This window comes from Actinomyces sp. 2119, assembly GCF_003591215.1.
GTDB lineage: Bacteria > Actinomycetota > Actinomycetes > Actinomycetales > Actinomycetaceae > Actinomyces > Actinomyces lilanjuaniae.
In genome coordinates this window covers 142,447-168,659 of the sequence record NZ_QYRR01000004.1, presented here as the reverse complement: position 1 = coordinate 168,659, position 26,213 = coordinate 142,447, and the positions used below count along the sequence as shown (strand labels likewise).

The 26,213-nt window shown below is 70.9% G+C and carries 18 protein-coding genes and 1 pseudogene; 11 read left to right on the top strand and 8 right to left on the bottom strand.

What is annotated here, in order from left to right:
- Positions 1–85 precede the first annotated feature (85 nt).
- The gene (locus D4740_RS06190; RefSeq protein WP_119836072.1) at positions 86–844 is read right to left on the bottom strand and encodes an AMIN domain-containing protein; all 759 of its coding nucleotides are present in this window, start codon (positions 842–844) and stop codon (positions 86–88) included.
- 185 nt (positions 845–1,029) lie between these two features.
- Here D4740_RS06190 and D4740_RS06185 point away from each other — a divergent pair, with 185 nt between their 5' ends.
- A complete protein-coding gene (locus D4740_RS06185) occupies positions 1,030–2,196 on the top strand; it encodes a D-alanine--D-alanine ligase family protein (protein ID WP_119836195.1) in 1,167 nt (388 codons plus the stop codon).
- Entirely contained in the window at positions 2,183–3,505 is a 1,323-nt protein-coding gene (gene thiL / locus D4740_RS06180; protein ID WP_119836071.1) for a thiamine-phosphate kinase, read from the top strand. Before D4740_RS06185 ends, thiL begins: the two co-directional genes overlap by 14 nt.
- Before the next feature lie 209 nt (positions 3,506–3,714).
- Here the strand turns inward: thiL and rpmB are convergent, their stop codons facing one another.
- Positions 3,715–3,906 (bottom strand): 50S ribosomal protein L28, encoded by a 192-nt coding sequence (gene rpmB, locus D4740_RS06175; RefSeq protein WP_119836070.1) that lies wholly within the window; start codon positions 3,904–3,906, stop codon positions 3,715–3,717.
- A gap of 335 nt (positions 3,907–4,241) precedes the next feature.
- On the opposite strand from rpmB, the gene D4740_RS06170 reads away from it, so the two are divergent.
- Positions 4,242–6,290 carry a DAK2 domain-containing protein gene (locus D4740_RS06170; RefSeq protein WP_119836069.1) on the top strand — a complete coding sequence of 683 codons (2,049 nt, stop codon included), beginning with the start codon at positions 4,242–4,244 and terminating at the stop codon, positions 6,288–6,290.
- Between the two features lie 118 nt (positions 6,291–6,408).
- A complete protein-coding gene (locus tag D4740_RS06165; RefSeq protein ID WP_119836194.1) occupies positions 6,409–8,706 on the top strand; it encodes an ATP-dependent DNA helicase RecG in 2,298 nt (765 codons plus the stop codon).
- 93 nt (positions 8,707–8,799) lie between these two features.
- Here the strand turns inward: D4740_RS06165 and rsmD are convergent, their stop codons facing one another.
- Positions 8,800–9,396 (bottom strand): 16S rRNA (guanine(966)-N(2))-methyltransferase RsmD, encoded by a 597-nt coding sequence (gene rsmD, locus D4740_RS06160; RefSeq protein ID WP_119836068.1) that lies wholly within the window; start codon positions 9,394–9,396, stop codon positions 8,800–8,802.
- Between the two features lie 119 nt (positions 9,397–9,515).
- On the opposite strand from rsmD, the gene coaD reads away from it, so the two are divergent.
- From coaD to D4740_RS06130, 6 genes and pseudogenes are all read left to right on the top strand, one after another.
- Positions 9,516–10,007 carry a pantetheine-phosphate adenylyltransferase gene (gene coaD / locus D4740_RS06155; RefSeq protein WP_182911356.1) on the top strand — a complete coding sequence of 164 codons (492 nt, stop codon included), beginning with the start codon at positions 9,516–9,518 and terminating at the stop codon, positions 10,005–10,007.
- Complete coding sequence (locus D4740_RS06150; RefSeq protein WP_119836067.1) at positions 10,004–10,576, top strand: ATPase; 573 nt, start codon at positions 10,004–10,006, stop codon at positions 10,574–10,576. The genes coaD and D4740_RS06150 overlap by 4 nt, the downstream gene beginning before the upstream one ends.
- Positions 10,577–10,700: 124 nt before the next feature.
- A pseudogene (locus tag D4740_RS06145) lies at positions 10,701–11,282 on the top strand (YceD family protein); the annotation flags it as partial.
- A 122-nt stretch (positions 11,283–11,404) separates the two neighbouring features.
- The gene (gene rnc / locus D4740_RS06140; RefSeq protein ID WP_119836192.1) at positions 11,405–12,310 is read left to right on the top strand and encodes a ribonuclease III; all 906 of its coding nucleotides are present in this window, start codon (positions 11,405–11,407) and stop codon (positions 12,308–12,310) included.
- The gene (gene mutM, locus D4740_RS06135) at positions 12,303–13,265 is read left to right on the top strand and encodes a bifunctional DNA-formamidopyrimidine glycosylase/DNA-(apurinic or apyrimidinic site) lyase (protein ID WP_119836191.1); all 963 of its coding nucleotides are present in this window, start codon (positions 12,303–12,305) and stop codon (positions 13,263–13,265) included. Before rnc ends, mutM begins: the two co-directional genes overlap by 8 nt.
- Before the next feature lie 130 nt (positions 13,266–13,395).
- Complete coding sequence (locus D4740_RS06130; RefSeq protein WP_119836065.1) at positions 13,396–14,049, top strand: response regulator transcription factor; 654 nt, start codon at positions 13,396–13,398, stop codon at positions 14,047–14,049.
- A gap of 62 nt (positions 14,050–14,111) precedes the next feature.
- Here the strand turns inward: D4740_RS06130 and D4740_RS06125 are convergent, their stop codons facing one another.
- From D4740_RS06125 to D4740_RS06105, 5 genes are all read right to left on the bottom strand, one after another.
- Positions 14,112–16,220: a GAF domain-containing sensor histidine kinase gene (locus D4740_RS06125; protein WP_119836190.1), complete on the bottom strand. Its 2,109-nt coding sequence runs from the start codon at positions 16,218–16,220 to the stop codon at positions 14,112–14,114.
- Positions 16,221–16,356: 136 nt separating this feature from the next.
- Entirely contained in the window at positions 16,357–18,384 is a 2,028-nt protein-coding gene (locus D4740_RS06120) for a thiol reductant ABC exporter subunit CydC (RefSeq protein WP_119836064.1), read from the bottom strand.
- On the bottom strand, positions 18,381–20,156 hold the full coding sequence (cydD, locus tag D4740_RS06115; RefSeq protein ID WP_119836063.1) for a thiol reductant ABC exporter subunit CydD: 1,776 nt from the start codon (positions 20,154–20,156) through the stop codon (positions 18,381–18,383). The genes D4740_RS06120 and cydD overlap by 4 nt, the downstream gene beginning before the upstream one ends.
- A gap of 65 nt (positions 20,157–20,221) precedes the next feature.
- Positions 20,222–21,355 carry a cytochrome d ubiquinol oxidase subunit II gene (gene cydB / locus D4740_RS06110; RefSeq protein ID WP_119836062.1) on the bottom strand — a complete coding sequence of 378 codons (1,134 nt, stop codon included), beginning with the start codon at positions 21,353–21,355 and terminating at the stop codon, positions 20,222–20,224.
- 24 nt (positions 21,356–21,379) lie between these two features.
- A complete protein-coding gene (locus D4740_RS06105) occupies positions 21,380–22,885 on the bottom strand; it encodes a cytochrome ubiquinol oxidase subunit I (protein WP_119836061.1) in 1,506 nt (501 codons plus the stop codon).
- A gap of 478 nt (positions 22,886–23,363) precedes the next feature.
- Here D4740_RS06105 and D4740_RS13260 point away from each other — a divergent pair, with 478 nt between their 5' ends.
- Entirely contained in the window at positions 23,364–26,177 is a 2,814-nt protein-coding gene (locus tag D4740_RS13260; protein ID WP_259390695.1) for an Rne/Rng family ribonuclease, read from the top strand.
- Positions 26,178–26,213 lie beyond the last annotated feature (36 nt).

Below are 26,213 nucleotides of genomic sequence, written 5' to 3'. Positions count from 1 at the left end.
GACTGAGACTAAGGACTCCCGGGACTCCCGAGGACGGGCTCCCAGGGCTCCCAGGGACGGGGCGGGGATCTGGCGGCGGGATTCTCTAGCCCTCACCGTCCCCGAGCTCCCCGGCGGCGTCGTCTGCCACGTCAATGACCAGGCGGGTGGGGCTGGAGAGGGTGAAGACGCGGTAGGTCTGGGAGCCCGTGCCTAGCACCACCTGGAACTGGTCCTCCACAGTCAGGTTCACGTGGGCCTGCTCGATTCCCTTGGCGTCCATGTCGAAGCGTGTGGTCCCGGTGTAGGCCAGCTCCTGCTGCTCAGGAGTCGTCGGCATGGTGGCACCGGTCCCGGTGACCACCAGGGTGTAGTCGCCGCTGACTGCAATAGGGTCCCCCTTGCCCAGGGAGTAGGCCTGGTCGGTCCACAGGGCCGACCAGCCTGGAGCCCCGTTGCCGGCCAGCTCGATAACGATCCGGTCGTATCCCTCGTCGTCGTGGGAGCCCACGCGTACGTCGGTGATGACCAGGGCGGAGTCCTCGGCCGCGTCCTGTCCCTGGCTGCCGCTGCCCCAGGAGGGGGCGACCTGGCTGCCCTGCTCCTTCTGGGTCAGCACACCGGTGGTGGTGGGTACCTGGGAGGCGGCAGCGACCGGGGGCGACGCCGGTGCGGGAGAGGTCGTGGGTGACGTCGCGGAAGAGGCTGAGGCGCTGGTAGTGGCGTCCTGGCGGCTCCCGGCACTGCCCGCTGCCTGTGTGGAGCAGGCGCCCAGGCCCAGGAGGGCCAGCAGGGACACCACAAGGGGCACGGTGAGCAGGACGGAGGCTGGGGCAGTCGCCGGGTGCGACACGCGGTGTCTCATGGATCCTCCTGAATCAGCACAAGAACCTAGCGGCAGGTACCGGACGCCTCTTCTGACCACCGGGCTGTCCCAGGACGTGCCCGCAGACACGGGGCAGGCACGGACCTGCCTGGTACAGCATAAGTATAGCCTGCGGGCGGAGAGGCCGGTCTGGTCAGGGAGGAGGCCGCGCTACGATGACGCCCATGTCTGACCAGCAGGAACCTGCATCCTCACCGTCCTCCGGCCCGCGCAGGCCACGTGTTGTCGTCCTCTTCGGCGGGCGCAGCGGCGAGCACTCGGTGTCCTGCGCCACGGCAGCGGGCGTCCTGTCAGCCATCGACCGGCAGCGCTACGAGGTAGTACCGGTGGGTATCACCAGGAACGGCCGGTGGGTCCTGGTGGACGACGACCCGGCAGCCCTGGAGCTGGCCGAAGGCCGCCCGCCGGTGGAGATCACTGAGGAGGGCACAGGGCGGGGGACTGTGACCCTCCCGCAGGGCGGGCGGGGCTGCGTGCTCGTCGCCCTGCCCGGGCAGCCGCCGCGTGAGCTGGCTGTGGACGTGGTCCTGCCTCTGCTGCACGGTCCCTACGGCGAGGACGGGACGGTCCAGGGTCTGCTGGAGATGGCGGGCCTGCGCTACGTGGGGTGCGGGGTGCTGGCCAGCGCGGCAGGCATGGACAAGCAGGTCACCAAGGTCCTGCTGGGTGCGGCCGGGATACCCACCGTGCCTCACGTCGTCGTCAGTCCCCGCACCTGGCGCCGTGACCCCGAGCTGGTCCTGGACGCCTGCGAGGCGCTGGACTACCCCCTGTTTGTCAAGCCGTGCCGGGCAGGCTCCTCCCTGGGCATCACCAAGGTGGACCGTGCCCAGGACCTGTCCGCGGCCATTACGGCCGCCAGCGTCGTGGACCCCAAGGTGCTGGTGGAGTCCGGCGTCCAGGCTCGTGAGATCGAGGTGGCCGTCCTGGGAGGACGTGACGGGCAGGCCCCCAGGGTGGCTGAGCCTGGGGAGGTCCTCATGGATCCTGAGCAGGGTGCCGGGGACTTCTACGACTACCAGACCAAGTACCTGGCCCATGACGCCGTCTCCATGGTCTGCCCCGCTCCTCTGCGCTCCGAGGAACGAGAGCTTCTCCGCGACACTGCTGCGCGGGCCTTCGACGCGCTGGGGGGCGAGGGGCTGATGAGGGTGGACTTCTTCCTGACCGCGCAGGGGCAGGCGCTTGTCAACGAGGTCAACACCATGCCCGGATTCACGCCCTACTCCATGTACCCCTATATGTGGCAGGTCTCGGGCACGGACTACACCTCCCTGGTATCCGAGCTTATCGAGTTGGCCCTGGAGCGTTCCACGGATGTCAACCGCTGAGGCGGGAGGCGGCAGCGAGGGTCTCCTGGGAGGTGGCGGGCCTGCCGTGGTCGGCTCCGGCGTTCCCGACGCCTCCGCCCGGCTCCAGGACCAGGTTGTGTCTGAGCTGAGCGAGGAGGCGTTGCTGAGGCTGGTCGCCCCGCTGCTGCCGCCTGCCGGTGCCGCGCTTGTCGGCAACGGTGATGACTGCGCCGTCCTGGGGCTTCCTGACGCACGTGCCGTGGTGGGGACCGACGTCCTGGTCGAGGGGCGGCACTTTCGGCGGGAGTGGTCTGGTGGCCACGACGTCGGGGCGCGTGCCGCTGCCCAGAACCTGGCTGACCTGGCCGCCATGGGCGCCCGGGCGGCTGCCGTAGTGGTCGGTCTTGTCCTGCCTGCGGACACGCCGGTGTCGTGGGTGCTGGACCTGGCCCGGGGGATGGCTCGGGTGTGCGAGGCGAGTGGGGCTGGCGTCGTGGGGGGTGACCTGAGCTCGGGGGACAGCATCGTGGTAGCCGTGACCGCCCTGGGCAGTCTTGAGGGCAGGGCGCCCGTGCTGCGCAGCGGCGCCAGGCCCGGGGACATCGTGGTCCACGTTGGCAGCCTGGGCTGCAGCGCTGCCGGGCTGTGCCTCCTGGAGGCCGGGATGGAGGAGGACCGGCGGGTGCGCGCGCTGCCCCAGGCCCTGCGCTGCATGAGCCTCTTCCGTGTCCCGCAGCCGCCGTTGGAGGTGGGTCCGGCCCTGGCTGACCTGGGTGCCACCGCCATGATGGACGTCTCCGACTCCCTGCTGCGTGACGCCGACAGGATGGCCAGAGCCAGCGGCGTCGTCATCAACGTCCTGACCGCTGACGTCCTGACCGCTGACGTCCTGACCGCTGACGTCCTGTCCTCTGAGGACCTGGGCGAGGCCCCTGCCGGTACGCGCGAGCACAGCGGCGGTGCTGGTGATGGCGGTGCTGGTGATGGTGGTGGGACGGCGGCGGTCCCGCAGGGGAGTCGGCACCTGGTCGGTGCCGTGGCGGCCGAGACGTCCCTGCTGACGCCCGTGGCTGCCCTGCTTGACGGCGCGGACCCGGCCACCGCCCGCGCCAGGGCACGTCAGTGGGTGCTGACCGGGGGAGAGGACCACGGTGTGCTGGCTGCCGTCGCGCCCCAGGCGCTGAGGCGGTTGCCGCCGGGCAGTCGGGTCGTGGGCCGCGTGCGACGGCCCGGGCCGCAGCAGGATCCGGGGGTGCTCGTGGACGGGTCTCCTCCTGCCCTCGTCCCTGATCGTGACGAGGCTGGCGGTACCGGTCTGGGATGGGACCACTTCGGGGTCCGGGGCTGAGAGGGTGTCTACCTGGGACGTCTAGCCGGGACGCTGTCTATCCGGCTGTCTACCCGGGTGCCCGCCTGCTTGTGCCTGGGTGGGCAGGAGAGTGCGGTAGGCCTCGGGAGGCATGGCTGGGAGGCGCAGGGGCTCCTGGTGCACCGGTAACGTAAAAGCCGCCACCCGTGGGGTGACGGCCCTGGTGCCGGGAGGCCCGGCGGAGACGCTCAGATGTTCCGTGTGACCTTACCCGCCTTGAGGCAGGACGTACACACCTTGAGGCGCTTGGGAACCCCGTTCACAAGCGCGCGGACACGCTGGATGTTCGGGTTCCACCGACGGTTGGTCCGCACGTGGGAGTGCGAGACGCTCTTGCCGAACATGGGGCCCTTGCCGCAGACGTCGCACACAGCAGCCACGGTCTCACTCCTGATTCTTCCGTGTGGGGCGAGTGAGCCCGACCGGCTCATCGCTGGGTCAGCCACCCGGAGGCCATGCAGCCAGGCAGCCCCGATACCATAGCGGACGTGCTGGAGATGCCCAAGCGGGAGCGGCGTGGGCTCAGGCACACCGCAGCCGGGCCGAGTCCGGGCCGACGGGCGGGGTCGTGGCCGGGAAAGACAGTCCGAGCGCGACCAGGTAACCTGATGTCCTGCTGGCCCCGCGCTCCCCGGCCGGGGCACGGTGCGGTAGCGCAGTCCTAACCAGCGGTCCCACGCACGGTCCCAGCAGATCTCTGGCAGCAGGAGGCAGCATGGCGCGTCGGCAGGAACACGGCCGGGCCGGGCGGGGTGCGCCCGCTGCCGTCCTGGAGGGTGCCACGATACGTCACTGGATCCTCCTGGCTGAGGCCGTTGCCGTGGACGTGAGGGACCTGGTGGACGCGCTCAACGTCTTCCCGGTCCCTGACGCTGACACGGGGACAAATATCCTGCTCACGCTGCGCTCGGCTGCTGAGGGGCTGGAGCGTGTGCCGTCCTCGGCAGACGCCGTCCAGGTGTCGCGTGCCGTGGCCGACAGCACTGTGCGTGGGGCTCGAGGGAACTCGGGCCTGCTGGTCTCCCAGGCGCTGTCGGCCCTGGCAGACGTGTGCGCCCAGGCCGCTGACCCCTCGGGGCTGCGGGCTGTGGAGCTGGTCCACGCCGTGGAGCGGATGGCCTCGACGACATGGGCGGCTGTCTCCCGTCCCGTGGTCGGCACCCTGCTGACGGTGGTCCGCGACGCGGCGACGGCTGCCCGGCATGCCCTGGAGGAGTCCGCGCCCCCGGCTCCGGCCTCGTTGAGCACCGTCGCCGCTGCGGCTGCCTTCGGGGCGCAGGAGTCCGTCGTAGAGACCGCCGGACTGGGGCACGGACCGGTTGACGCGGGCGCGGCTGCTGTCATGCTGCTGTTCACCAGCCTGTCGGACAGCATTGACGCTACCGGTGGCGCCGGGGCTGCCGACGCGAGCAGGGGCGGCGGCACCTGGCAGGACCGGGCGCCCTACACCGCAGTGGCCTGCCAGATGCTGCGCGAGCTTGCGGCCGGGGGAGTCTCCCACGGGGCGGGTGGGGCTGCCCCCGGTGCCGCTGCTGGGGCGGCCTCAGGTGAGTTCGAGGTCATGTACCTGCTGGAGGCGACGGCCGACCAGGCTGCCCAGCTGCGTGAGGACCTGGAGCGTGTCGGGGACTCGGTGGGGGTGGTGGGAACCCCTGACGCTCTTGGTGTGGGGCTGTACCAGGTTCACGTCCACACCGACACCCCTCGTGCGGCCCTGCCGCGCCAGGGGCGGGCACGCCAGACCTGCATTCACCACCTCCACCCCACCGCTCTAGTCGCCCCGGCCGAGGAGCCCCCCTCCCCGTGGTCCGCCACGGACCCGGCAGGCCACGTGGTGTCCTTCGAGCGACTGGCGGCCCGACGCGCGCAGCGTCGGGCGCAGTCCGTGCGCATGCACCCCTCCCAGGCGGTTCCCTCCCGCCCTGGGCCAGGCGCCGTCGCCGAGGGCTCAGCCGCTGGTCCTACCAGCGGTCCAGGTCCGCTCCTGCGGCCAGAGGCTCGCAGCAGGGTCGGTGTCATCGCCTGCAGCCGGGCTCCGGGACTGGTGGAGCAGCTGGCGCGCACCGGGGCCGTCGTCGTTCTGGATCCCGACCGTGACGCCGTGGTGCGGGCCGCTGGTGACCTGGGGGCGGCCCAGGTCGTCGTCCTTCCCTGCGACGCCGCCAGTACCCAGGTCGCCCACGAGGCCGCCCGGTTCCTGGTGGCCCGCTCGGCCGTGTCCATGACACCGACTACGACACCGACCATGACACCGACCACGTCGTTGACGCCTGAGGGGGCTCCCCGTGCCCTGGGAAGCGAGAGCGCCGCCTGGCGCCTTGGTGCACCGGCCGTGTCTGAGCCCGGGGGCCCCCAGCTGGTGGTGTGCGACACCGACAACGAGGCTCGCGTCCTGGCTGCGGCCGTGGCCGTGGCGGGTCAGGGGCAGGGCATCCCGCTGACCGACCTGGCCAGACGCGCCTCCCAGGCCGGGGCCACGATGCGTACCCTCCGCCTGGCCGGTGCCGAGGCGGAGCCGGAGGCCGTGGTGCGGGCTATTCACGCTGCCCTGAGGCCGGACGACGAGCTGCTCACCGTCATCACCGGACGGCATGCCAGCAGGGACGTTGCGGCCCTGGTTGTCAGCGCCCTCGCCCAGCGCAGCCAGGTCACCGGTGCGCAGGCCCCCGACGATGCTGTGACTCTCGCTGTCACCCCCGGGGTCGAGGTCGTTGTCCACGCGGGGGGCCAGGAGGAGCCTGATGTCCTCGTCGCCATCGAGTAGGTCGCCATCGAGCAGGTCGTCGTCGAGACCGACCAGGCCGTCATCACGGAGGCCGAGCAGCCTTGGCACGGCGGGCGGTCCTGACGCTGCCAGTGCTGCGCCTCTTCTGGCTCGTCCTCTGGAGCGTCTCGTGGGCGCGGCGACAGCCTCCCAGCTGTCCAGGCAGGGCCTGGTCACGGGCGGGGACCTGCTGAGACACCTACCACGCCGCTACGACACCTGGGGGGAGCTGACCGACCTGAGCACCCTGGTGGAAGGGGAGCAGGCCACGATCCAGGCGCAGGTAGTGCGCTCGGCCTCCCGGCGAACTCGCTCGGGGCACCCTCCCGCCGTTCTGGAGGCAGCTGTCACCGACGGCACGTCCAGGATGGACGTGGTGATGTTCGGGCCTGTTCGCCAGATGAAGGGGCTGGCCGACCGCCTCAGCCCGGGCACGACGGTGCTCCTCAGCGGCAGGGTGGGCTCGCACCGTGGCCGTCGGCAGCTCGCCTCCCCACGCTTTCAGGTCCTTGACGACCTGGATGAGACCGAGCGCCAGGCGCTGCTGGAGCGGCCCGTGCCCATCTACCCCGCCACGGAGGCGCTTCCGTCGTGGCGGGTCGCCAAGGCGGTGCGTACCGTGCTGGACCAGGTGGGCCCGGTCGACCTGTCCGACCCGCTTCCTGAGGGGCTCCGACGCCAGGAGGGCCTGGTGGACGTCCTGACCGCCTACCGGTGGGCGCACGTACCCCGGGATGCCAGCCAGTGGAAGGCGGCCCGAAGGCGCCTGCGCCACGAGGAGGCCCTGGTCCTCCAGGCCGCCCTGGCGCAGCGGCGTGCTGAGCACCAGGCCACCCGGACCGCTGTGGCCTGGCCGGTCCCCGAGGCGCACGGCTCGCTGCGTGCCGACCTGGACTCTTCCCTGCCCTACCGGCTGACCGCGGGGCAGGCGCGGGTAGGGGAGGAGATAGCCGCCGACCTGGCTGACACGGTGCCGATGCAGCGTCTCCTCCAGGGCGATGTCGGCTCCGGCAAGACCCTGGTGGCCCTGCGCGCCATGCTGCAGGTCGTCGGGGCGGGGGGTCAGGCGGCCCTCCTGGCCCCCACCGAGGTCCTCGCCGCCCAGCACCACGCCTCCCTGGAGGCCCTCCTGGGGGACCTGGCGGAGGCCGGGACCCTGGGAGCGGCCCGGCGCGCCACCAGGGTCCACCTGCTGACCCGCGCCACCTCTGCGGCCCGGCGCCGTCAGGTCCTGGCAGAGCTGGCGGGCGGGGCGGACGCGATCGTGGTGGGAACCCACGCCCTGCTGTCCGACTCGGTCCAGATCCCCTTCCTGGGGCTGGTCGTCGTCGACGAGCAGCACCGCTTTGGCGTGGCCCAGCGCGACGCTCTTCGCCAGCGAGGGGGCTCCACCGACCCGGTCACGGGCCAGCGCCGCACCCCTCACCTCTTGGTCATGACAGCCACTCCCATTCCCCGTACGATCGCCATGACGGTGTTTGGTGATCTTGCTACCTCTGTTCTGGACGAGGTGCCCGCAGGTCGCAGCCCCGTGACCACCCACCTGGTCCCCTGGGAGCGCCGGACCTGGGTGGAGGGCCTGTGGCGCCGCGCCGCCCGTGAGGTGGCCGACGGGGGCAGGGTCTACGTGGTGTGCCCCCGCATCAGTGCCGAGGAGGGCGCTGAGGAAGAGGCGGAGCAGGACGCCGCTGTGGCGTCGGGCACCGGTGGCGACGTGAGCGACGTCGGTGCTGAGGGCGCGGGTACCGACCTCGGACGGGGTCAGACGGTGGCAGGGGCTGCGGCGGGCAGCGCGCCGGGGGCTCTCGCGTCGGTGGAGCAGTGGGCGCGTGCCCTGTCGTGCGAGCCGGCCCTGGAGGGCGTGGGCATCGGCACCCTGACCGGCCAGATGAGTGGTGCCGATAAGGACGCTGCCATGGAGGCCTTCGCCTCTGGCACCACCCCGGTGCTGGTGGCCACGACGGTGATCGAGGTGGGCGTGGACGTGCCCGAGGCCTCCATGATGGTGATCCTGGACGCCGACCGCTTCGGTCTGTCCCAGCTCCACCAGCTGCGTGGCCGGGTCGGGCGCGGCAGCAGGGAGTCGGTGTGCATGGCGGTCACCGGGGCGCAGGTGGGCTCTCCCGCATTCCACCGTCTCAAAGCCTTCGCCTCCACCACTGACGGCTTCGCCCTGGCTGAGGCTGACCTGGGGCTACGCAGCGAGGGGGACGTGCTGGGTGCCTCCCAGTCGGGACGCGCTTCAGGGCTGGACCTCCTGCGCGTCACCCGCGACGTGGACCTCATAGCCCGGGCGCGTCAGCAGGCGGAAGCCATCGTGTCCCAGGACCCGCGGCTGGAGGGCCACCGGGCGCTCGCGCAGGCGATCGCCCAGCGCCTGGACGCACGCTCCCAGGCCTTCCTCGAGCGGGGGTAGTGCCTGCCCGGGCGAGCAGGCGCGGCAGGCAGGCACAGCGGCTCGCGGCTGCCAGGCCTGCGCTGTCAGGCCCGCACGGCGAGGTTTCCCCGGTTACGTCTGCCGGGCCTGCGCAGAAGGAGCCGCCTGGCCGGTCGGCCCGGCGAACCAGACGGTGGTCTGTCCGTAGCGCCTGAGGAGGCGGCGCTCCAGGCCGACAGGCCAGTCAGGCTCTGGCGACCGCGAGGAGCGTTCCACGACGACTACCGACCTGGGGCCCAGCCAGGGGTCCTGCTGGCGGGCAAGGGCGTCCAGGACGCCCGCCAGGGAGGTCTCGTCGGTGTCGTAGGGTGGGTCAAGGAGCACCAGGTCCGCAGGCCGACCAGCGGGGCCGGCCAGGAAGGCTGAGACGTTGGCGGTCACGGCACGAACGCCCGGCAGGCCTAGGGAACGGGCGTTGGCCTGGCAGGTCTGGGTGGCTGGGCGCGCGACGTCGACCAGGACCACCTCGGCTGCTCCGCGGCTGGCTGCCTCCAGGCCCAGCGCGCCCGAGCCTGCGTACAGGTCCAGGACCCGCGAGCCCTCCACTGCCCCGTCGTGCTCCAGGCGGGAGAAGACGGCCTCGCGTACCCGCTCCGAGGTCGGGCGCGTGCCCGACCTGGGCACGGCAATGCGTCTGCCCCCTGCTTGTCCCGCCACGATCCGAGCCATAGCCAGACCCTACCGTGCCCTGAGGTCATGCCCCGCCAGCGGAGACTGGCGGCTGACAGCGGTGCGGCCCCACGGCGCGGTTCCTGGGACCGAAGGGGCCGGGCCGATAGCGTGGAGCCATGAGCCTGGCCGTCTACCCCGGTAGTTTTGATCCCCCGACCCTGGGGCACGTCGACCTGGCCGCCCGTGCCACGAGCCTGTTCGACACGGTGGTCGTCGCTGTGGCCCACAACAGCTCTAAGGCCGGGCGCTACCTGCTCGACCTGGACACCCGGGTGGACCTGGTCCGTCAGGCGGTGGCTGGCCTGCCCAGGACCGAGGTCGACGTCGTGCCCGGTCTCCTGGCAGACTACTGCCGTGCCCGCAGGGCAGATGCCGTGGTCAAGGGGCTGCGTAGCGGTACCGACCTGGACGCTGAGTTGCCGATGGCCCTGCTCAACCGGGAGCTAGGCGCCCCTGAGACCGTGTTCCTGGTGGCCGCGCCCGCCCACTCCCACATCTCCTCCTCCCTGGTCAAGGAGGTCGCCACCCACGGGGGGGACGTCAGTTCCCTGGTTCCCGAGGCAGTTGCCAGGGCGCTGGAGGCAATCACCGAGAGGAGCCCGCTGTGAGGACCAGCCACGACGCCGGGGACAGCCTGCTGAGTATCCTGGACGAGCTCGACGAGCTCATCTCCTCTGCCCGCTCCATGCCCATGAGCGCCTCAGCCATCGTCAACCGTGAGGCTGCTCGTGACCTGGTCCAGCGAGCGCGTGACGCCGTGCCTGCCGCGGTGCGCCAGGCCGAGGAGATCATCACCGACGCGGACGCCGTGCTGTCGCAGGGCAAGCAGGAGGCTGAGCGCCTGGTCCGCCACGCGCAGGAGGAGGCTGAGCGCCTGGTCTCCAGTGAGAACGTGGTGCGCATGGCTCACGACAGGGCCGATGCCATCGTCGGTGCCGCCGAGGAGAAGGCCGCCTCCCTGCGCCACGGTGCCGATGAGTACTCTGACCAGGCCCTGGCGGCGCTGGAGACGGAGGTCGCGCGTATCACCGAGCAGGTTCGCGCAGGCAGGGAGGTCCTGTCCGCACGGCTGGGGTCCCGGGACGGTGCCTCTAGCCAGGCAGCGGTCGGGGAGGTCCAGGAGCCGGTACGCCGTCGGGCGGGCTGGGTCGTGGACCCGGAGGCTACGCGCCGCTGACCAGTCGGCACCGGCCTGGCCGGTCCTGTGTGCTGACGTGCACAATAGGCCCCGGAGGATCTCAGAAGACTAGGGACCACGTGGAGACTCACGTGGGGGAGACAGCAGAGGAGATGAGGAGACTATGCCCGGTACTGTGCCCGGATCCGAGGGACTCGTCGTGGACATCACCGATCTGCCGCAGGCCTCGGGCTCGGTCAGGACGCTACAGGTGCGCACCTCGGCCCCGGCTGACCTGGGGACTGACATCATCGGCGTCCCCCGGGGAAGCAGCCTCAGCCTGGAGGTGGCTCTGACCTCGGTGGAGGAGGGTGTCCTGGCCCGGGCCAGCGCCGAGCTTCACGTCCACGGCCAGTGCGTGCGCTGCCTGGCGGACCTGGATGAGGACCGCACGATCACCTTTGACGAGCTCTACCTCACCCCGGAGGCGGTCCTGGCCCGGGCAGCCCAGGGGGACCAGGAGGCTGAGGAGATGCTGACCGTGGAGGGGACCTCCCTGGACCTGGAGCCTGCGCTGCGTGACGCCCTGGCCCTGGAGCTTCCCTTCCGGCCGCTGTGCCGCCCCGACTGCCCCGGGCTGTGTCCGCAGTGCGGGGAGCGTCTGGAGGACCTTCCCGCGGACCACGGGCACGACGTCCTTGATCCGCGCTGGGCCGGCCTGGCCGGTCTCCTGGAGGAGCTGGGCGCCAGTGGCGGCGGACCGGAGGACAGCCGCGAGGGTGATCGGGGTGACCGTAACGGTAGTCTTGGCCGGGGCCGGGAGGGAGACCAGGCGGCTCGGGAGGCTCCCGGTATACCCCGGGACGGTGGTCAGGCAGGGGCGCAGTGATGGCCCGGCGCCGCACCGTTCCACCCGCCCGCACCGACGTGGAGGCCCTGGTCTACCGGTGGGGGCCCAGCATCGACCCTGATCTGCTCGGCCTGGCCCTGACCCACCGTTCCTACGCCCACGAGAACGGCGGGCTGCCCACTAACGAGCGGCTGGAGTTCCTGGGGGACTCCGTTCTGGGGGTCGTGGTCACCGAGCACCTCTTCCGCTCCCACCCCGACGTCCCCGAGGGGCAGCTGGCCAAGATGCGGGCAGCCACTGTTTCTGAGCCTGCCCTGGCCGCGGCGGCTCGCGACCTGGGGCTGGGGGACTTCATCCGGCTGGGCAAGGGGGAGACCCTGTCGGGAGGCCGGGACAAGGACTCGATCCTCGCTGACACCCTGGAGGCCCTCATCGGCGCTACCTACTTGACCCACGGCCTGGAGCCGACCCGGACCGTGGTCACCCGCCTTGTCTCCCGGTTCCTGGACACCGCCCGGACCCGGGGCGCCGGCCTGGACTGGAAGACGAGCCTGCAAGAGCTGTGCGCCGCCCACGGGCTGGGCAGCCCGTCCTATGAGGTCACCAGCCACGGGCCCGACCACGAGCGCTCCTTCACGGCCCGTGCCGTCGTGGACGGTCAGCAGGTGGGGCGGGGTGGTGGGACCTCGAAGAAGGCCGCTGAGCACGAGGCCGCTGAGGCGGCCTACGCCACGATCCTGGCCTCCAGGGGCGACGGCGGGCTGGACCTGCCCGGTGTCCACGACGCGCTGCGCGCCGACCTCCTGGCGGGCCGAGGTGCCAAGGACGATGCTGAGGACCTCCCTGACGCCTCGTCTCCCTCTGGTGACCCGCCTGTCCACCGACCTGTCGCCCAGGAGAGTGCCGACCTGCGGGGCGGACCAGGTCGCTGCGCACGTGCCTGAGCTCCCCGAGGTCGAGGTGGTGCGTGCGGGCCTGGAACGCCACCTCAGGGGCCGTAGGGTCACGGGTGTGGAGGTCCTCGACCCTCGCCCGCTGCGACGTCAGGTGGGTGGGGTGGAGGGCTTGTGCTCCCAGCTGGTCGGCCGGACCCTGGAGGCCGTGGTACGACGAGGCAAGTTCCTCTGGGCGCCCCTGGGGCGCGACCGGGCGCTGTCGGTCCACCTGGGCATGAGCGGACAGCTCCTGGTGCGCGACGGTGAGGACCTGCGGCGGTGCGAGCCTGGTAGTGCCGAGCAGGCTCCTTCGTCTGGCGGGCCGCTGTCCCAGGTGCCTCAGGGGCACCGCCACCTGCGCCTGCGCCTGCACCTGGGGCCGCAGCCCCGGGGAGCGCAGACGGCGGCCCGCCTGGACCTGGTGGACCAGCGCATGCTGGGCGGGATGCACGTCGCGGCACTGGTGCCCACCTGCGACGGCGCCCCGGGCGGGCGGGGTAGCAGCGCCGCCCTGCTCCCGGCCGACACCACCCACGTGGCCAGGGACCTGCTTGACCCCGACCTGGACCGGTCCCGCGTGGTGGAGCGCGTGCGGGCCTCACGCCGTGCGATCAAGACCCTGCTGCTCGACCAGGGGATCGTCTCCGGGGTGGGTAACATCTACGCGGACGAGGGGTTGTGGTATGCGGGCGTCCACGGTGCTCGGCCTGGGACCTCGCTGGAGGAGCACGCGGTCACCGGCCTCCTGGAGGCTGTCGCCCAGGTAATGGACCGAGCGCTGGAGGCGGGCGGAACCAGCTTTGACGAGCTCTACGTCGATGCTGAGGGCAGTCCCGGGTACTTCGCCCGCGCCCTGGAGGCCTACGGCCGGGCCGGCCAGCCTTGCCGTCGCTGCCGTGCCTTGATGCAGGTGGAGAGGATCGGCGGGCGCTCCCACACCTACTGCCCGTGCTGCCAGAGGTGACCCGCCCGGGCCGGGCACTACCTTCCTGCCGTGACAGGTGTCGCGCCCCTCGGGACAACCCAACCCGCCCGGGGTCGGAGCTGTGGTGCCGCTTGTGACGTAGGTCCCCAAGGCTGGTAGGGTCGTTGACATGCCAGCTGCGCCCTCCCCGGAGACGGACCGGGTCATGATCGTGGACGACCACGAGATCGTGCGTCGTGGAATTGCCGAGATCATTGACCGGGCGGACGGGCTGGACGTGGTCGCCGAGGCGGGCTCGCGCGCGGAGGCGCTGCGCCGTGCCCAGCTGGTCCGCCCCGACGTTATCCTCGTAGATCTCCAGCTGCCTGACGGTACTGGGATCGAGCTCATGCACGAGCTCAGGGAGCTGGTTCCGGAGACCCTGCCGATCGTCCTGACCTCCTTCGACGACGACAAGGCGCTGGCAGAGGCCCTGGAGGCCGGCGCCCGGGCCTACCTGCTCAAGACCGTTCACGGCGCCGAGATCAGCGACGTGGTGCGGGCTGTGGCCTCCGGCAGGGTGCTTCTGGACGAGCGCACCGTGACGCGCCGTCGTGCCGACCACGACGACCCCACTGCGGAGCTGACCAACGCTGAGCGTAAGGTGCTCGACCTCATCGGTGACGGGCTGTCCAACCGGGAGATCGGTGAGCGCCTGGGCGTGGCGGAGAAGACGGTGAAGAACCACATCACCTCGCTGCTGGCCAAGATGGGGCTGCAGCGCCGCACCCAGGTGGCCGCGTGGGTGGCCGGGCAGCGGGCCTCCGGCTGGCGTCGGGGCTGAGCCGGGGCCGGGGTGAGGTGCTCGGGGAGCTGTGCGCGGTGGCAGGGCCGCAGGGAGGGCTCCTAGTTGCCGTGCCTCAGCGGCACCCGCCATGTGAGGCAGGTGCCGCGTCGCTCGCCGTCGGAGTGTGCCCTCGGGCCGATGACAAAGCTGCCCGAGTGCCTGCGGGCGCGTTCGGCCATGTTGGCGGTCCCGGAGCGACGTGTCACCCTCGGGTCCACGCCCACGCCGTCGTCCCGGCAGACGATCTCCACTGATGGCACACCGTCGTACGGCCAGGCAGCCGACCTCGCCTCCTGCTCGGCTGTCGCCTGCGCACCTGCTGATCGCGTGCCTGGCTGGCAAGCCTCTGGCCCTGCATGCGGGGAGCGGCTGGCAGGCAGCACGCCCTGGACCCTCACGTCCACGGTGACCGAGGAGGCGTGGGCGTGGCGGGCGACGTTGCTCAGTCCCTCGCGGACCACCGCCACCATGTCGTCAGCGACATCGGAGTCGATGGCGGCGTCGACCGCCGCGATCAGCTCGTCCTCCTCCTCCCGGGCCGCCTGCGCCAGGCCCCGGCCGTCCACGCTGAGCAGCAGGGAGGGAGCATAGCCCAGGGAGGTGCGCGCCAGGGAGGCCTCGCGCCGCAGCCGCTCCACCACGCTGACGTCCTCGTCACGGTCCCGCAGGGAGCGCACGATGGAGCGGATCTGGCGCACCGAGTCGTCCACGGCCTCCAGCGCGGAGGTGAGGACCTCCTCCACCGTCTGCGTGCCCACGCCCTCTGTGTCCGCGTCGTTGACGTCGTCGGTGTCCATGCCCTGCGGCCTGCGGGCCGGGCGCAGGCGGGCGCGTGCGGCGGAGATCTGCATCCCGGTGGCAAAGAGCTGCTGGATCGCCAGGTCGTGCAGGTCACGCCCGATCCTGGCCCGCTCGTCCAGGAGGGTGGCCATCTCCTCGGCGTGCTGGGCGTCGGCCAGCTCGAAGGCCATCGTGGCCTGGCCCGCGACCAGCTCGGCGATCTCCAGGTCCTTGTCGGTGAAGGGGGGTGCGTCGCGGTCCCGCAGCAGGAGCATGACCCCCACCCCCCGGCCGCGGTGGATCATGGGGGCGTAGAGGGCGGGGCCGAACCCCGCCAGCTCGGGTAGCCTCAGGTCGTCGCGGTCCCAGGCCTCGGCCAGGGAGCGCACAGTCAGCCCTGTGCGGCGGGCCAGCGTGGTCAGTGCCCGGCCCTCGGGGGAGAAGAAGGTGCCGATCAGCTCCTCAGCGTGGCGCCCGTCGGCGATCTCGCAGATCCACGCCTGGCCCACGCTGGGCAGGATGAGGGCGGCGGTATCGGCGTGGGCCACCTGGCGCACCCGGCGTGCGATGAGACTCAGGGCGTCGTCCTCCTCCGCCCCGGACAGCAGGAGGGTGGTCAGCTCCTGGGAGACCGACATCCACTGCTCCCGGTCACGCGCCTCCCGGTAGAGACGGGCGTTCTCCACAGCGACGGCAGCAGCCTCTGCCAGGGTCAGGACTGTGGCGACGTCAGCCTCACTGAACCCGGACGGCTTGTCACACAGGTAGAGGCACCCGTAGTCCTGCCCGTGCAGACGCAGGGGGGCTGACAGCAGGTTGCCCGCCGTCTCGCCCTCGATAGCACCGGTGAAGGCCGAGGCGCCGCACAAGTCGTTGTCGATGACGACGTCGGCTCCCTCTGGTCCTGCCAGGGGCGCTCTGCCAGCCAGGTGGGCGAGCTCGTCCGGGGAGGCGGTAGGGTGCCCGGTGCTGACCGTGGGGCCTGAGGCGCCCGGAACGGAGGGGAAGGCGCTTCCTGGTACGTCGGCCCGGCTGAGGACGGCGATCGTCCCCCATGAGGCCCCTGTCATCGAGCAGGCTGACTCCACCAGGCGTTGTAGCGCGTCAGGGACTCTCAGGGAGCTGGTCAGCCTCAGGGCAGCCTGGATGAGGTCGACGGTGGCGGCGTCCAGACGGGGCGACTGCGCTGGTGCCTGCCTGCTTCGGGTAGAGGCCAGTTGGTCCGCGTGGACTGCATAGGCCAGGTGGCCCACCCCTGCGGGCAGGCCACCGGTCACGCTCCCTGTGGTCCCGGGGGATCTCCAGCCAGGGGCGCCGGGCGGCGCACCGCCCTGACCTGGGGCGTCGGCTGCACCGTCCCAGGAGTGCTCCTGGGACGGCTCGTGCATCCTGTCACTCATCCTTGCTCCCGTTTCTCCTCCCGTGCGGGTCGTACGCCTCAGCCGCCTCGCTGCTGCGGCCGCTGTCCGGCCCGTGGCGTGGACCTGGCCTCGCAGTGTCCTACGGCGGGCCGGCCCTGTTGTCTTAGTGGTCGTTTGTCGCTGTCGTCGCTGCCGTCGCCGTCATGTCGGCTGCAGGTTGCGGGAGGGGGTTCTCCTGGGCCAGGGACCACCGGTACTCCTGATGCGTGGCTACCAGCTGCTCGTGGCTGCCGCGGCCGGTGACGGTGGCGGGGCGCTGCCCGTCGTGGGGCTTGCCCCGTGGTCGTCCCATGACAATGACCTCGTCAGCCGCTGCCAGAGCGCTGAGACGGTGAGTGACCAGCAGGACCCCGCGCTCTCGGCCGCCTGCCTGGAGAAGGTCGGCCACGAGCCTGTCGGCCGTGGCGGGGTCCAGGTGCTCACCGGGCTCGTCCAGGACCATGAGCGGTGCCGGCGCGGCCAGGGCGCGGGCCAGCAGGAGGCGGCGCCTCTCCCCCCCCGACACGGTGGTCGCGTTGGCACCCACGACGGTGTCCAGGCCCTCGGGCAGGCCGTCAAGCCAGTCTCCCAGGCCTGCCTGCCGCAGCAGGATCTGGGCCTGGTCAGGGCTGAGGTCCCCGTGAGCCACCCGGAGGTTCTCCAGGACCGTAGTGTCGAAGATATGAGCGTCCTCGGCGGTGACAGTGAGGCTGGCAGCCACCTCCTGCCGGGGGCGCAGCCACGGGGCGGTGCCGTTGAGGGCCAGCGTCCCGCCCCTGGGCTCCAGCAGCCCGGCGAGGGTCAGCACCAGCGTGGTCTTGCCGATCCCGGAGGGGCCGACGAGGGCAGTCCGCCTGCCCGGGGCCAGGTCCAGGCTGAGCCCCTCGGCGACCACCGGCCCCCCGGGCCACCCGACGGACAGGTCCTGAGCATGAAGATGGGCCTGAGAGGTCTCCTGGGACGTCCTGCTCGGGCGGGCAGCCGTGCGGTAGCCGCGAGGCAGCGCTGCCGTCTGGGGCTCGCGCGGGGACGGTGCCGCACCTGTGGTGCCGTCTGCGTCTGCTAGCCCTGCTGAGCCTGCCACCGCCACCTGGTCTGCCGGGGCTGCGGCCTCGGGGCCGCTCCTCGTGCCCGCCTCGGCGGCTTCGATCATGGCGACCACCCTCCTGGCCGCTCCGGCGGAGCGGACCAGCTGGACGGTGGCTGGCGCCAGGGAGGAGGTGGCCTCGAAGGCCGCCAGGGGGACCAGTACGACGACAGCCAGCCAGACCTCCCCCAGCTGCCCCGACTGCACCGCGGGCAGGCCGACCAGCAGGTTGCCCAGCACAGCGGCCCCCATGGCCAGGGAGTCGACCGCAGTGGCGGCAGCAGCCGGGCGGGCGGCCCGGTCACGTGTGCGTGCCAGTCTGCGCTCAGTACGGGCGAGGTCGTCCATGACGCCTGCCAGGCGGGCCGACACGGCAAGCTCTGGTCCGGACTCCAGCACTGTCATGACAGTGGAGGACAGGTCGGTGGCCTGCTCCTGGCGGGCCAGCTCGGCCAGGCGGGAGGAGCGGATCGTTGCCAGGGGGCCGACGATGCCCGTTACCAGCAGGCAGACGGCCACGACTACGGCCGATGGCCAGTAGACGGCTGCCAGTCCCAGGCAGGTGGCGGCTCCCACCGTGGCTGTCACAGCCATTGGCAGGTAGGCACGCACCACGAGGTCGCCGACGGCATCGACGTCAGCGCCCACCCGGGCCAGGACGTCGCCACGCCGCAGGCCGACGACGGCGTCGGTGCGTGCCGAGGCGAGGATCTCGTAGAGGTGGGTCCGCAGTGCGCTCATACCCCGCAGGGCTGTGTCGTGGGAGATGAGCCGCTCGCAGTAGCGCAGGACGGAGCGGGAGATCCCCAGCAGCCGCACCGCCACCGGCGCGACGCCCAGGGCAGCGATGTCGGTGGCCAGGGAGGCCTGGGCAATGAGCCAGGCTGCTACGGCTGACAGCGCGACTGCTGAGGCCGTGCCAGCGGCGCCGGCCAGGACGGCGCCTGCGAAGCGGCGGCGGTCCAGGTCGGTCAGGGCGGTGGCCCGGCGCAGCGCGTGACGTTCCTGGGGTGACAGGACTCCTCGCAGGGTCCCGGCGGTGGCGGCTGTGTTCGTGGGCGTCATGGGGCCTCCTGGCCTGGCGAGTGCGCCTCCTCGGGACCCGTGCTGGAGTCGGCGGTGCTGGGGGTGCTGGAGGTGATAGTCACGGTGTCCTGGGCCAGGGAGGCCAGGGCGGGACGGTGCGCAATAACCACCACGGTGCGTCCAGAGGCGTGCAGCGCACGCACCCCGTCGAGCACGTGGGCCTCACTGGCGGCGTCCAGGTGCGCGGTAGGCTCGTCCATGACGACCAGCGCGGTGGGTGCTAGCAGGGCGCGGGTCAGGGCCAGGCGCTGACGCTGGCCCACGCTGAGCCCCACGCCACCCTGACCCAGTAGCGTGGACCAGCCCTGGGGCAGGGTGGAGACAACCTCGTCCAGGCCGGTGGTCCGGGCCGCCTCAACCAGGGCCGCGGGCACGCTGTCCAGGCTCGCAGTGCCTTCCGGAGGGCTCTGCGAGAGGGAGGTGGTGTCGTGCAGGCCTGTGTCGCGCAGGACGTTGTCCAGCACTGTCCCGGGCACGATGACGGGGCGCTGGGGAACCCAGGAGACCTGCCGCCACCAGGTTGCGGGGTCGATGTCCTCCAGGCGGACTGCGCGGGAGGCGTCCCCCTGGGGCAGGACCGTGATTTCGCCTTTGTCAGCGGGAAGCAGGCCGAGGAGGACCTGGGTGGTCGTGGTCTTGCCGGCCCCGGAGGCACCGGTCAGGACGACCAGGCGTCCGGGGCGGATCTGCGCGGACAGGTTGTCAGGCGCCCAGCGGCCCCGAGCTGACACGCACAGCCTCTCGATGCTGACAGTGCTGGTAGCCAGGTCCGGGCAGGGCTGCTGGCCGCGGGGCCGCAGGGGAGTCTCCAGCACCTCGAAGACGGCCTCGGCCGCGGCTACCCCGTTGGCGGAGGCGTGGAACTGGAAGCCGACCTGACGGATCGGCTGGTAGACCTCGGGGGCGATCATGAGCACCAGGAGCCCGGTGGACAGGTCCAGGTTGCCGTAGAGGAGGCGGAAGCCGACCTGGACAGCGACGATGGCCACGGACAGGGTGGTGATGAACTCCAGAACGGCTCCGGAAAGGAAGGCCACCCGTAGCGTGGACATCGTGGTGCGGTTGTAGGCGCGGCCCAGCGCCCGCACCCGTGCTGCCGGCCCCTTCTCACGGCCGAGGGCCTTGAGGGTGGGCAGCCCGGCGAGCAGGTCGAGGACCTGTCCTCCCAGACGCTCCATGGCCTCCAGCCGCTCCTGGGAGTAGGCCTGCGTCATCCTGCCGATGAGGATCATGAACACCGGGATCAGGGGAATGGTGCAGATGACGACGACGGTGGAGGGCAGGTCCTGGGTCAGGAGCACCACCGTGGTCGCCGGGGTGACGGTGGCTGCCAGAAGCAGCTGGGGCAGGTAGCGGACGAAGTAGGGCTCCAGGTCCTCCAGCGCCCGGGTCAGCAGGGTGGCGGTGTCGGAGCCGTGGAGGGCCAGCCAACGAGGCCCCAGAGCGACCGCGTGCTGGAGGACCTGGCGGCGCAGGTCGATAACGGTGCGAGTGGCTGCCCTGTGGGCGAGGGACTCCTGGAGGTAGAGCACCAGGGGGCGCGCGACCACGACCAGCCCCAGGGCGAGCACTAGGGCGGGGACGCTACGGGCGGAACCCGAGCCGACCACGGCCGGGGCCACCGCCTGTGAGACCAGTACGGCCTGGGCGATCACCAGTCCAGCCACGACGCCGCCGCTGAGCGTGGTCGTGGCAATGTACCGGCGTGCTGCTCGGGCGTGACGCAGGAGCCGTGGGTCAAGAGGCTTCATCAGGACAAGGATAGTGGTCTGGCCCGAGTCCCCGGCCGCTGTGCCGGGCTGTGCTGCCGGGACGGTCAGTGGCCGATGTGCGCCTCCGGCTGGGCGGAGTCGCGGATCAGGGTGGGGTGGAGGCCCCCTTCGTCGGGGTTGACCTGGCTGGGGCTGATCCTGCCTGAGAAGACCTTGTAGCTCCAGATCGTGTAGGCCAGGACACCGGGCATAAAGACCACTATGGCAGCCAGCATGATCATCAGCGTCGTGTCCGCGCTGGCGGCCTGTGTGAGGGTCAGGGAGTAGGCGGGGTCCGCAGAGGAGCGCATCACGTCAGGCGCCATGGCGGTGAAGATGAAGATGACGACGAAGGCGATGCCCGCGAAGTGGAGGGCAAAGGCCTGGGCGCCGCGGCCGACCCGGCTGGCGGCCAGGGACGTGGTCAGTCCCAGCGCGGCCAGGGCCAACGGGACCCAGGAGAGCGTGCTGGCGGAGTAGACCAGCTGGGCCCACAGCGCCCACACCACGGTCACGGCTGTGGATGCCACCCCGAGCCGCTGCGAGGCGGCCTCGGCCCGCCGGGAGAGCTCGCCGGTGGTCTTGATTCTGAGGAAGGAGGCGCCGTGGCTGAGGAAGAGCAGGCAGGTGACGGCACCGCCCAGGAGGGTGAAGGGGGTGAGCATGGACCAGAAGCTGCCGGTGACCTGGTGCGCTGCCCCGTTGATCAGGCTGTCCGCCGGGACCTCGTTGGCGGGGACAATGGCGCCTGAGGCGGTCTCGACGACCTCGACGTGCATGCCCTGGACCAGGTTGGCAAAGACCACGCCCCACAGCACAGAGGGCACCCAGGCGGCGACGGTGTGGACCCAGTCCCAGCGGTCGCGCCACGACTGGGAGTTGATCTTGGGGCGCCACTCGATAGCGCACACCCGGACGATGAGGCACAGGAGGATGAGGAGCAGGGGGATGTAGGCGCCGGAGAACAGGGTGCCGTACCACTCAGGAAAGGCCGCGAAGATGGTGGCCCCAGCTGTGACCAGCCAGACCTCGTTGCCGTCCCAGTGAGGGCCGATCGCCATGATCGTGGCACGGCGCTCCTGCTCGTCACGGCCCAGGGTCTTCAGGAGCATCCCTACCCCGAAGTCGAAGCCCTCCAGGCTAAGGTAGCCGGCCCACAGGATGGTGATGATGACGAACCACAGGACTGCCAGAGTCATAGTGTGCCTGCCTTGTGCTCAGTGTCAGTAGTCGAAGGACAGGAGCGCCGGTGCAGCCGCGTCGCTGCCGTGCTCCTGGTCCGCCGGAGGTCTCTGGGTGCGTACGCCCTCACGGACGTAGCGTCGCAGCAGCATGAACCACACCACGCCCAGTGCTGCGTACAAGAGGGTGAAGATGGTCACCGAGGCCAGGACGGTGCCTGCCGAGGCGGCGGTGGAGACCCCGTCAGCGGTGCGCATGTACACCTGGGAGACAGGGTCCGCCAGGTTGGGCACGATGACCCAGGGCTGGCGCCCCATCTCGGTGAAGATCCAGCCGAAGGAGCAGGCGACGAAGGGAAGCCACATCGTCCACAGCGCTGCCCTGCCCAGCCAGGGGCGGGTGATCAGCCTGTCGGACCGTAGCAGCCACAGGGCGAGAGCACCGATGCCCACCGAGGCCATGCCCAGTGCGATCATGAGGCGGAAGGACCAGAAGGTGATCATGACGTTGGGGGTGTAGTCGGTCTCTGCCGCGCCGGGCTCGTGCGCCTGGACGTAGTCGCTGTACATCTGCTGGGCGTCGACCAGGCCGGTGACCTCGGCGTTGACGTCATTGGTGGCCATGAAGGAGTAGACCCCGGGCACCGAGATGAACCGGGTCATCCCGGTGTCGCAGTCGCCGAAGGCGACAGCGGTAAACGGCGCACGGGACTCGGTATGGCACAGCCCTTCCGCCGCCGCCATCTTGGCGGGCTGCTCCTCAGTCACCAGGTGGCCCTGGAAGTGTCCTGACACCGCGGTGGCCAGCCCCGCGACAAGCATGACGGTGGCGCCCAGGCGGGTGGTGCGCCGCCACAGGTGGCGGGCCTCGTAGTCCTGGCCGGCGCGCGCGGCCCGGGTCATCCACCACACGGAGACCCCCAGGACCACCGCGCCGGCGACGAGGAAGGCCGAGGTGATGACGTGGGTGGCTGTGGTCCACAGGATGGGGTTGGACAGCACGGCGGCGAAGCCGGAGAGGCCGTCGAGCTCGGCACGGCCGGTGTCGGGGTTGATGACGGTCCCCACGGGGTGCTGCATCCAGGAGTTGGCCGCCAGGATGAAGAACGCCGAGAAGTTGGTCCCTGCGGCGACGGCCCACATGCACAGGTTGTGGAGCCTGGGGGAGAGGCGGTCCCAGCCGAAGATCCACAGCCCCAGGAAGGTGGACTCCATGAAGAAGGCCAGCAGGGCCTCGAAGGCCAGAGGAGCGCCAAAGATGTTCCCGACGAAGCGAGAGTACTCCGACCAGTTCATGCCGAACTGGAACTCCTGGACAAGACCGGTGGCAACTCCCAGGGCGAAGTTGATGAGAAGGATCTTGCCGAAGAACTTCGCGGCAACGAGCCACTGCTCGTTGCGCGTGCGCAGCCACAGCGCCTCCATGAGGGCCACCATCGGGGACAGGCCGATGGTGAGAGGCACGAGGATGAAGTGGTAGACGGTCGTGATGCCGAACTGCCAGCGAGCCAGGTCGAGGGAGTCCAGCGCCAGCGGTGCGATGACCATCAGCGCCACCTTTCAAAGATGACAATGGAGTTAGCAAGAGCGTCGCGACGCGAGTCACGCAGTGCCCTGGAGTCACGGAGGACCCTGGTCCCAGAGTGTAGCGGCTCACTGACGGTTTGTCACAAACACAAAGGAGTACAGTTGTGCTGTTACCGCAAGACCTGTGCCGACCGGGTGGGGCACGGGTCCGGGTCAGCGTGTGCGACCTGTCCCGGGGAGAGCTGTGGTTGTGGAATACTTGCCTAGGTCCCGGGCGTCCCGTACCGATGCCTGGGGCGGGCACCCTGGGACGACCTCTTCCGGGCGCCTCGCGCCGCTGCAAGCGCCGCCGCGAGCCCGGCCTGTGCAGGCGCCAGGGGTGTCAGCGCCCATTAGCGGCGTGCGCGACAGACTTTGTGGATGCTTCTCCTGGCAGGAGCGTGACCGTGCCGGAGCTCCGGGGGTACGACGGCGGCGACGGCACCCGGAAAACCTCGAAATGGCACGACGTACAACAACAGAAGACGACCACGGTGACCGCAGGCCGCAGGAGGCCTCCCAGGGGTGGGTGGCGCAGTCGGCTGACCACCACACGGAGACGGCCACGGCGCCCCAGGAGACTCCTGCTGCGGGTCCTCAGGACAAGGGCAACGAGGAGCCGCCGCGCCTTCCGGTGGCCTCGCTGCTCTTTCAGGCCCCTGACCCCAGCCGGGCGCGCCGCCGAAGGAGGGTCACGCAGCAGTCCGCGGCACCAGACCCGGCTCCTGCCGCCTCCCGACGCGCCGCGGTCGCGCTGCGTGAGGGCTCCGGTACCCAGCAGCAGGAGCCGGCAGAGGGCAGAGATAGTAGAGACGGTCAGGACTCCGCCACAGGTGGTACTGGCGGGACCGCGGGCTCTGTGGGTGCGAGTGCCTCGGGGACGGGCTCCTCGTCTGGACCCAGGCGGGGCCGACGTCGCGCAGCCGTGGAGGGGCGGTCCCCTCGGGACGAGGAGGGGATGGACGACGACACGGGCAGCGGAACGCGCGCAGACAGTGCCCGTAGTGCCCGTGCTGACGACGACGGTGAGCAGGCCGAGCAGGCCGAGTCCGGTGGGAGCCGCAGACGTCGCCGTGGCAGCCGGGGGCGCCGCTCCCGATTACGCACCGCCCCTACTGACGGCGTCGACGCGGAGACGGCGGACTCAAGCAGCCGGGACAGTCAGGACGGCAGCCAGGGCAGCGGTGAGGCGTCGTCGCGGGAACCTGGTGACACCGGGCAGGACGTCGGCCGGGAGGCTGCCGAGGAGGTCGCGGACACCTCGACGGACACCTCGGAGGACTCAGTGGCGTCCGTGGTCCCACGCCGTCGCCGTCGCTCGCGCACGCGCACGGAGCCGAGCCGGGACGCCCGTGACGAGGTGACCGCGCTGAAGGGCTCCACCCGGCTGGAGGCCAAGCGTCAGCGCCGCCGCGAGGGACGGGCCTCTGGCCGTCGTCGCAGTGTCGTCACCGAGGCCGAGTTCCTGGCCCGCCGAGAGAGCGTGGACCGCCAGATGATCGTGCGTGAGACGGACGGTCTCAACCAGATCGCGGTCCTGGAGGACGGGCTGCTGGTGGAGCACTACGTAGCTCGCCATACCCAGACCTCCATGGTCGGCAACGTCTACATGGGTCGGGTCCAGAACGTGCTGCCCTCGATGGAGGCCGCGTTCGTCGACCTGGGCAGGGGGCGCAACGCCGTCCTCTACGCCGGCGAGGTCGACTGGGAGGCGGCCGATACCGCTGGTCGGTCCCGCCGTATCGAGGACGCCCTGTCCAGCGGGGACACGGTCCTGGTCCAGGTCACCAAGGACCCCATCGGGCACAAGGGGGCGCGGCTGACCAGCCAGGTCACCCTGGCCGGGCGCTACCTAGTCTTGGTCCCCGGGGGCAGCATGACCGGGATATCGCGCAAGCTTCCTGACACCGAGCGGTCCCGGCTGCGCAAGATCCTTCAGCGCGTGGTCCCCGACTCTGCGGGCGTGATCGTGCGGACCGCCGCCGAGGGTGCCTCGGAGGAGCAGCTGGCCGCCGACGTGGCCCGGCTGGTCTCCCAGTGGGAGGCGATCGACAAGAAAGTGGCCTCGGTGCGTAAGGGCAGCACCAAGGTCCCGGTACTTCTTAAGGGGGAGCCGGAACTGGCGGTGCGAGTCGTGCGCGACGTCTTCAACGAGGACTTCCGCAGGCTGGTGGTCTCCGGGACCGGCGCCTGGAAGACGATATCCGGATACGTCAACGAGCTCAGCCCCGACCTGGCTGACCGCCTCGAGCGCTGGACGAGCCCGGAGGACGTCTTTAGCGCCCACCGTGTGGACGAGCAGCTGTCCAAGGGCTTCGACCGCAAGGTCTGGCTGCCCTCTGGCGGGACCCTGGTCATTGACCGCACCGAGGCGATGACCGTCATCGACGTCAACACCGGCCGGTTCACGGGGGCGGGCGGTACCCTGGAGGAGACGGTCACCCGCAACAACCTTGAGGCAGCCGAGGAGATCGTGCGGCAGCTGCGGCTGCGTGACATCGGCGGCATGATCGTCATCGACTTTGTCGACATGGTCCTGGAGTCCAACCGCGACCTGGTGCTGCGACGTCTTGTCGAGTGCCTGGGCCGGGACCGCACCCGGCACCAGGTCACTGAGGTCACCTCGCTCGGCCTGGTGCAGATGACCCGCAAGCGCGTGGGGCAGGGACTGGTCGAGGCATTCTCCACCACCTGCGAGACCTGCAAGGGTCGAGGCTTCATCGTGCACGACGCGCCCGTGGAGAACCAGCAGGTGGACATGTCCGCCTCTGCCTCGCGGGGCGCGGGCAAGGGGCGCGGACGCAAGGGTAGGGACACCGGGTCAGGCCGGGACGCCGTACGTGCGTCCGCCTCCGGCTCCAAGGCTGCGGGCAGGTCCGCCAAGGAGTCGAGGCAGGCCGGGTCCTCTGATCAGGACCAGGCTGGAGACCCGGGGCAGGCTGCCGCAGAGGCCTCTGCGGCAGCCTCTGTTGCCTCTCAGGACAAGGCGCGCTCCACTGCCCGCGGTGCCCTGGCCCAGATTGCGGCCGCCACCGAGCAGGCTCACCAGGCCCACGCAGACAGTGGAAGCAGCAGGGAGGACAGTGGGAGTAGTACTGATGCTGCGGCTGGGACTCGGGCCAGGAGGCCTCGACGGCGTCGGGTCGTGACCACCGAGGTAACTGCGCCGCGCCCAGCGCCCCCTGCGCCTGGTGGCACGCAGACTGAGGGCTCTGACGGCACTGGCAGTACAGGCGGTACTGACAGTACAGGCGGCACTGACAGCACTTCCTAGGGGTACAGGCCCTGCCCGTGCGGTTACCCCTCGGCT

Excerpts from the sequence above, each read along its gene's own strand:
- D4740_RS06190 (WP_119836072.1), bottom strand. The coding sequence starts at position 844 with ATGAGACACCGCGTGTCGCACCCGGCGACTGCCCCAGCCTCCGTCCTG.
- D4740_RS06185 (WP_119836195.1), top strand. The coding sequence starts at position 1,030 with ATGTCTGACCAGCAGGAACCTGCATCCTCACCGTCCTCCGGCCCGCGC.
- thiL (WP_119836071.1), top strand. The coding sequence starts at position 2,183 with ATGTCAACCGCTGAGGCGGGAGGCGGCAGCGAGGGTCTCCTGGGAGGT.
- D4740_RS06170 (WP_119836069.1), top strand. The coding sequence starts at position 4,242 with ATGGCGCGTCGGCAGGAACACGGCCGGGCCGGGCGGGGTGCGCCCGCT.
- rsmD (WP_119836068.1), bottom strand. The coding sequence starts at position 9,396 with ATGGCTCGGATCGTGGCGGGACAAGCAGGGGGCAGACGCATTGCCGTG.
- coaD (WP_182911356.1), top strand. The coding sequence starts at position 9,516 with ATGAGCCTGGCCGTCTACCCCGGTAGTTTTGATCCCCCGACCCTGGGG.
- rnc (WP_119836192.1), top strand. The coding sequence starts at position 11,405 with ATGGCCCGGCGCCGCACCGTTCCACCCGCCCGCACCGACGTGGAGGCC.
- D4740_RS06130 (WP_119836065.1), top strand. The coding sequence starts at position 13,396 with ATGCCAGCTGCGCCCTCCCCGGAGACGGACCGGGTCATGATCGTGGAC.
- D4740_RS06125 (WP_119836190.1), bottom strand. The coding sequence starts at position 16,220 with ATGCACGAGCCGTCCCAGGAGCACTCCTGGGACGGTGCAGCCGACGCC.
- D4740_RS06120 (WP_119836064.1), bottom strand. The coding sequence starts at position 18,384 with ATGACGCCCACGAACACAGCCGCCACCGCCGGGACCCTGCGAGGAGTC.
- cydD (WP_119836063.1), bottom strand. The coding sequence starts at position 20,156 with ATGAAGCCTCTTGACCCACGGCTCCTGCGTCACGCCCGAGCAGCACGC.
- cydB (WP_119836062.1), bottom strand. The coding sequence starts at position 21,355 with ATGACTCTGGCAGTCCTGTGGTTCGTCATCATCACCATCCTGTGGGCC.
- D4740_RS06105 (WP_119836061.1), bottom strand. The coding sequence starts at position 22,885 with ATGGTCATCGCACCGCTGGCGCTGGACTCCCTCGACCTGGCTCGCTGG.
- D4740_RS13260 (WP_259390695.1), top strand. The coding sequence starts at position 23,364 with ATGGCACGACGTACAACAACAGAAGACGACCACGGTGACCGCAGGCCG.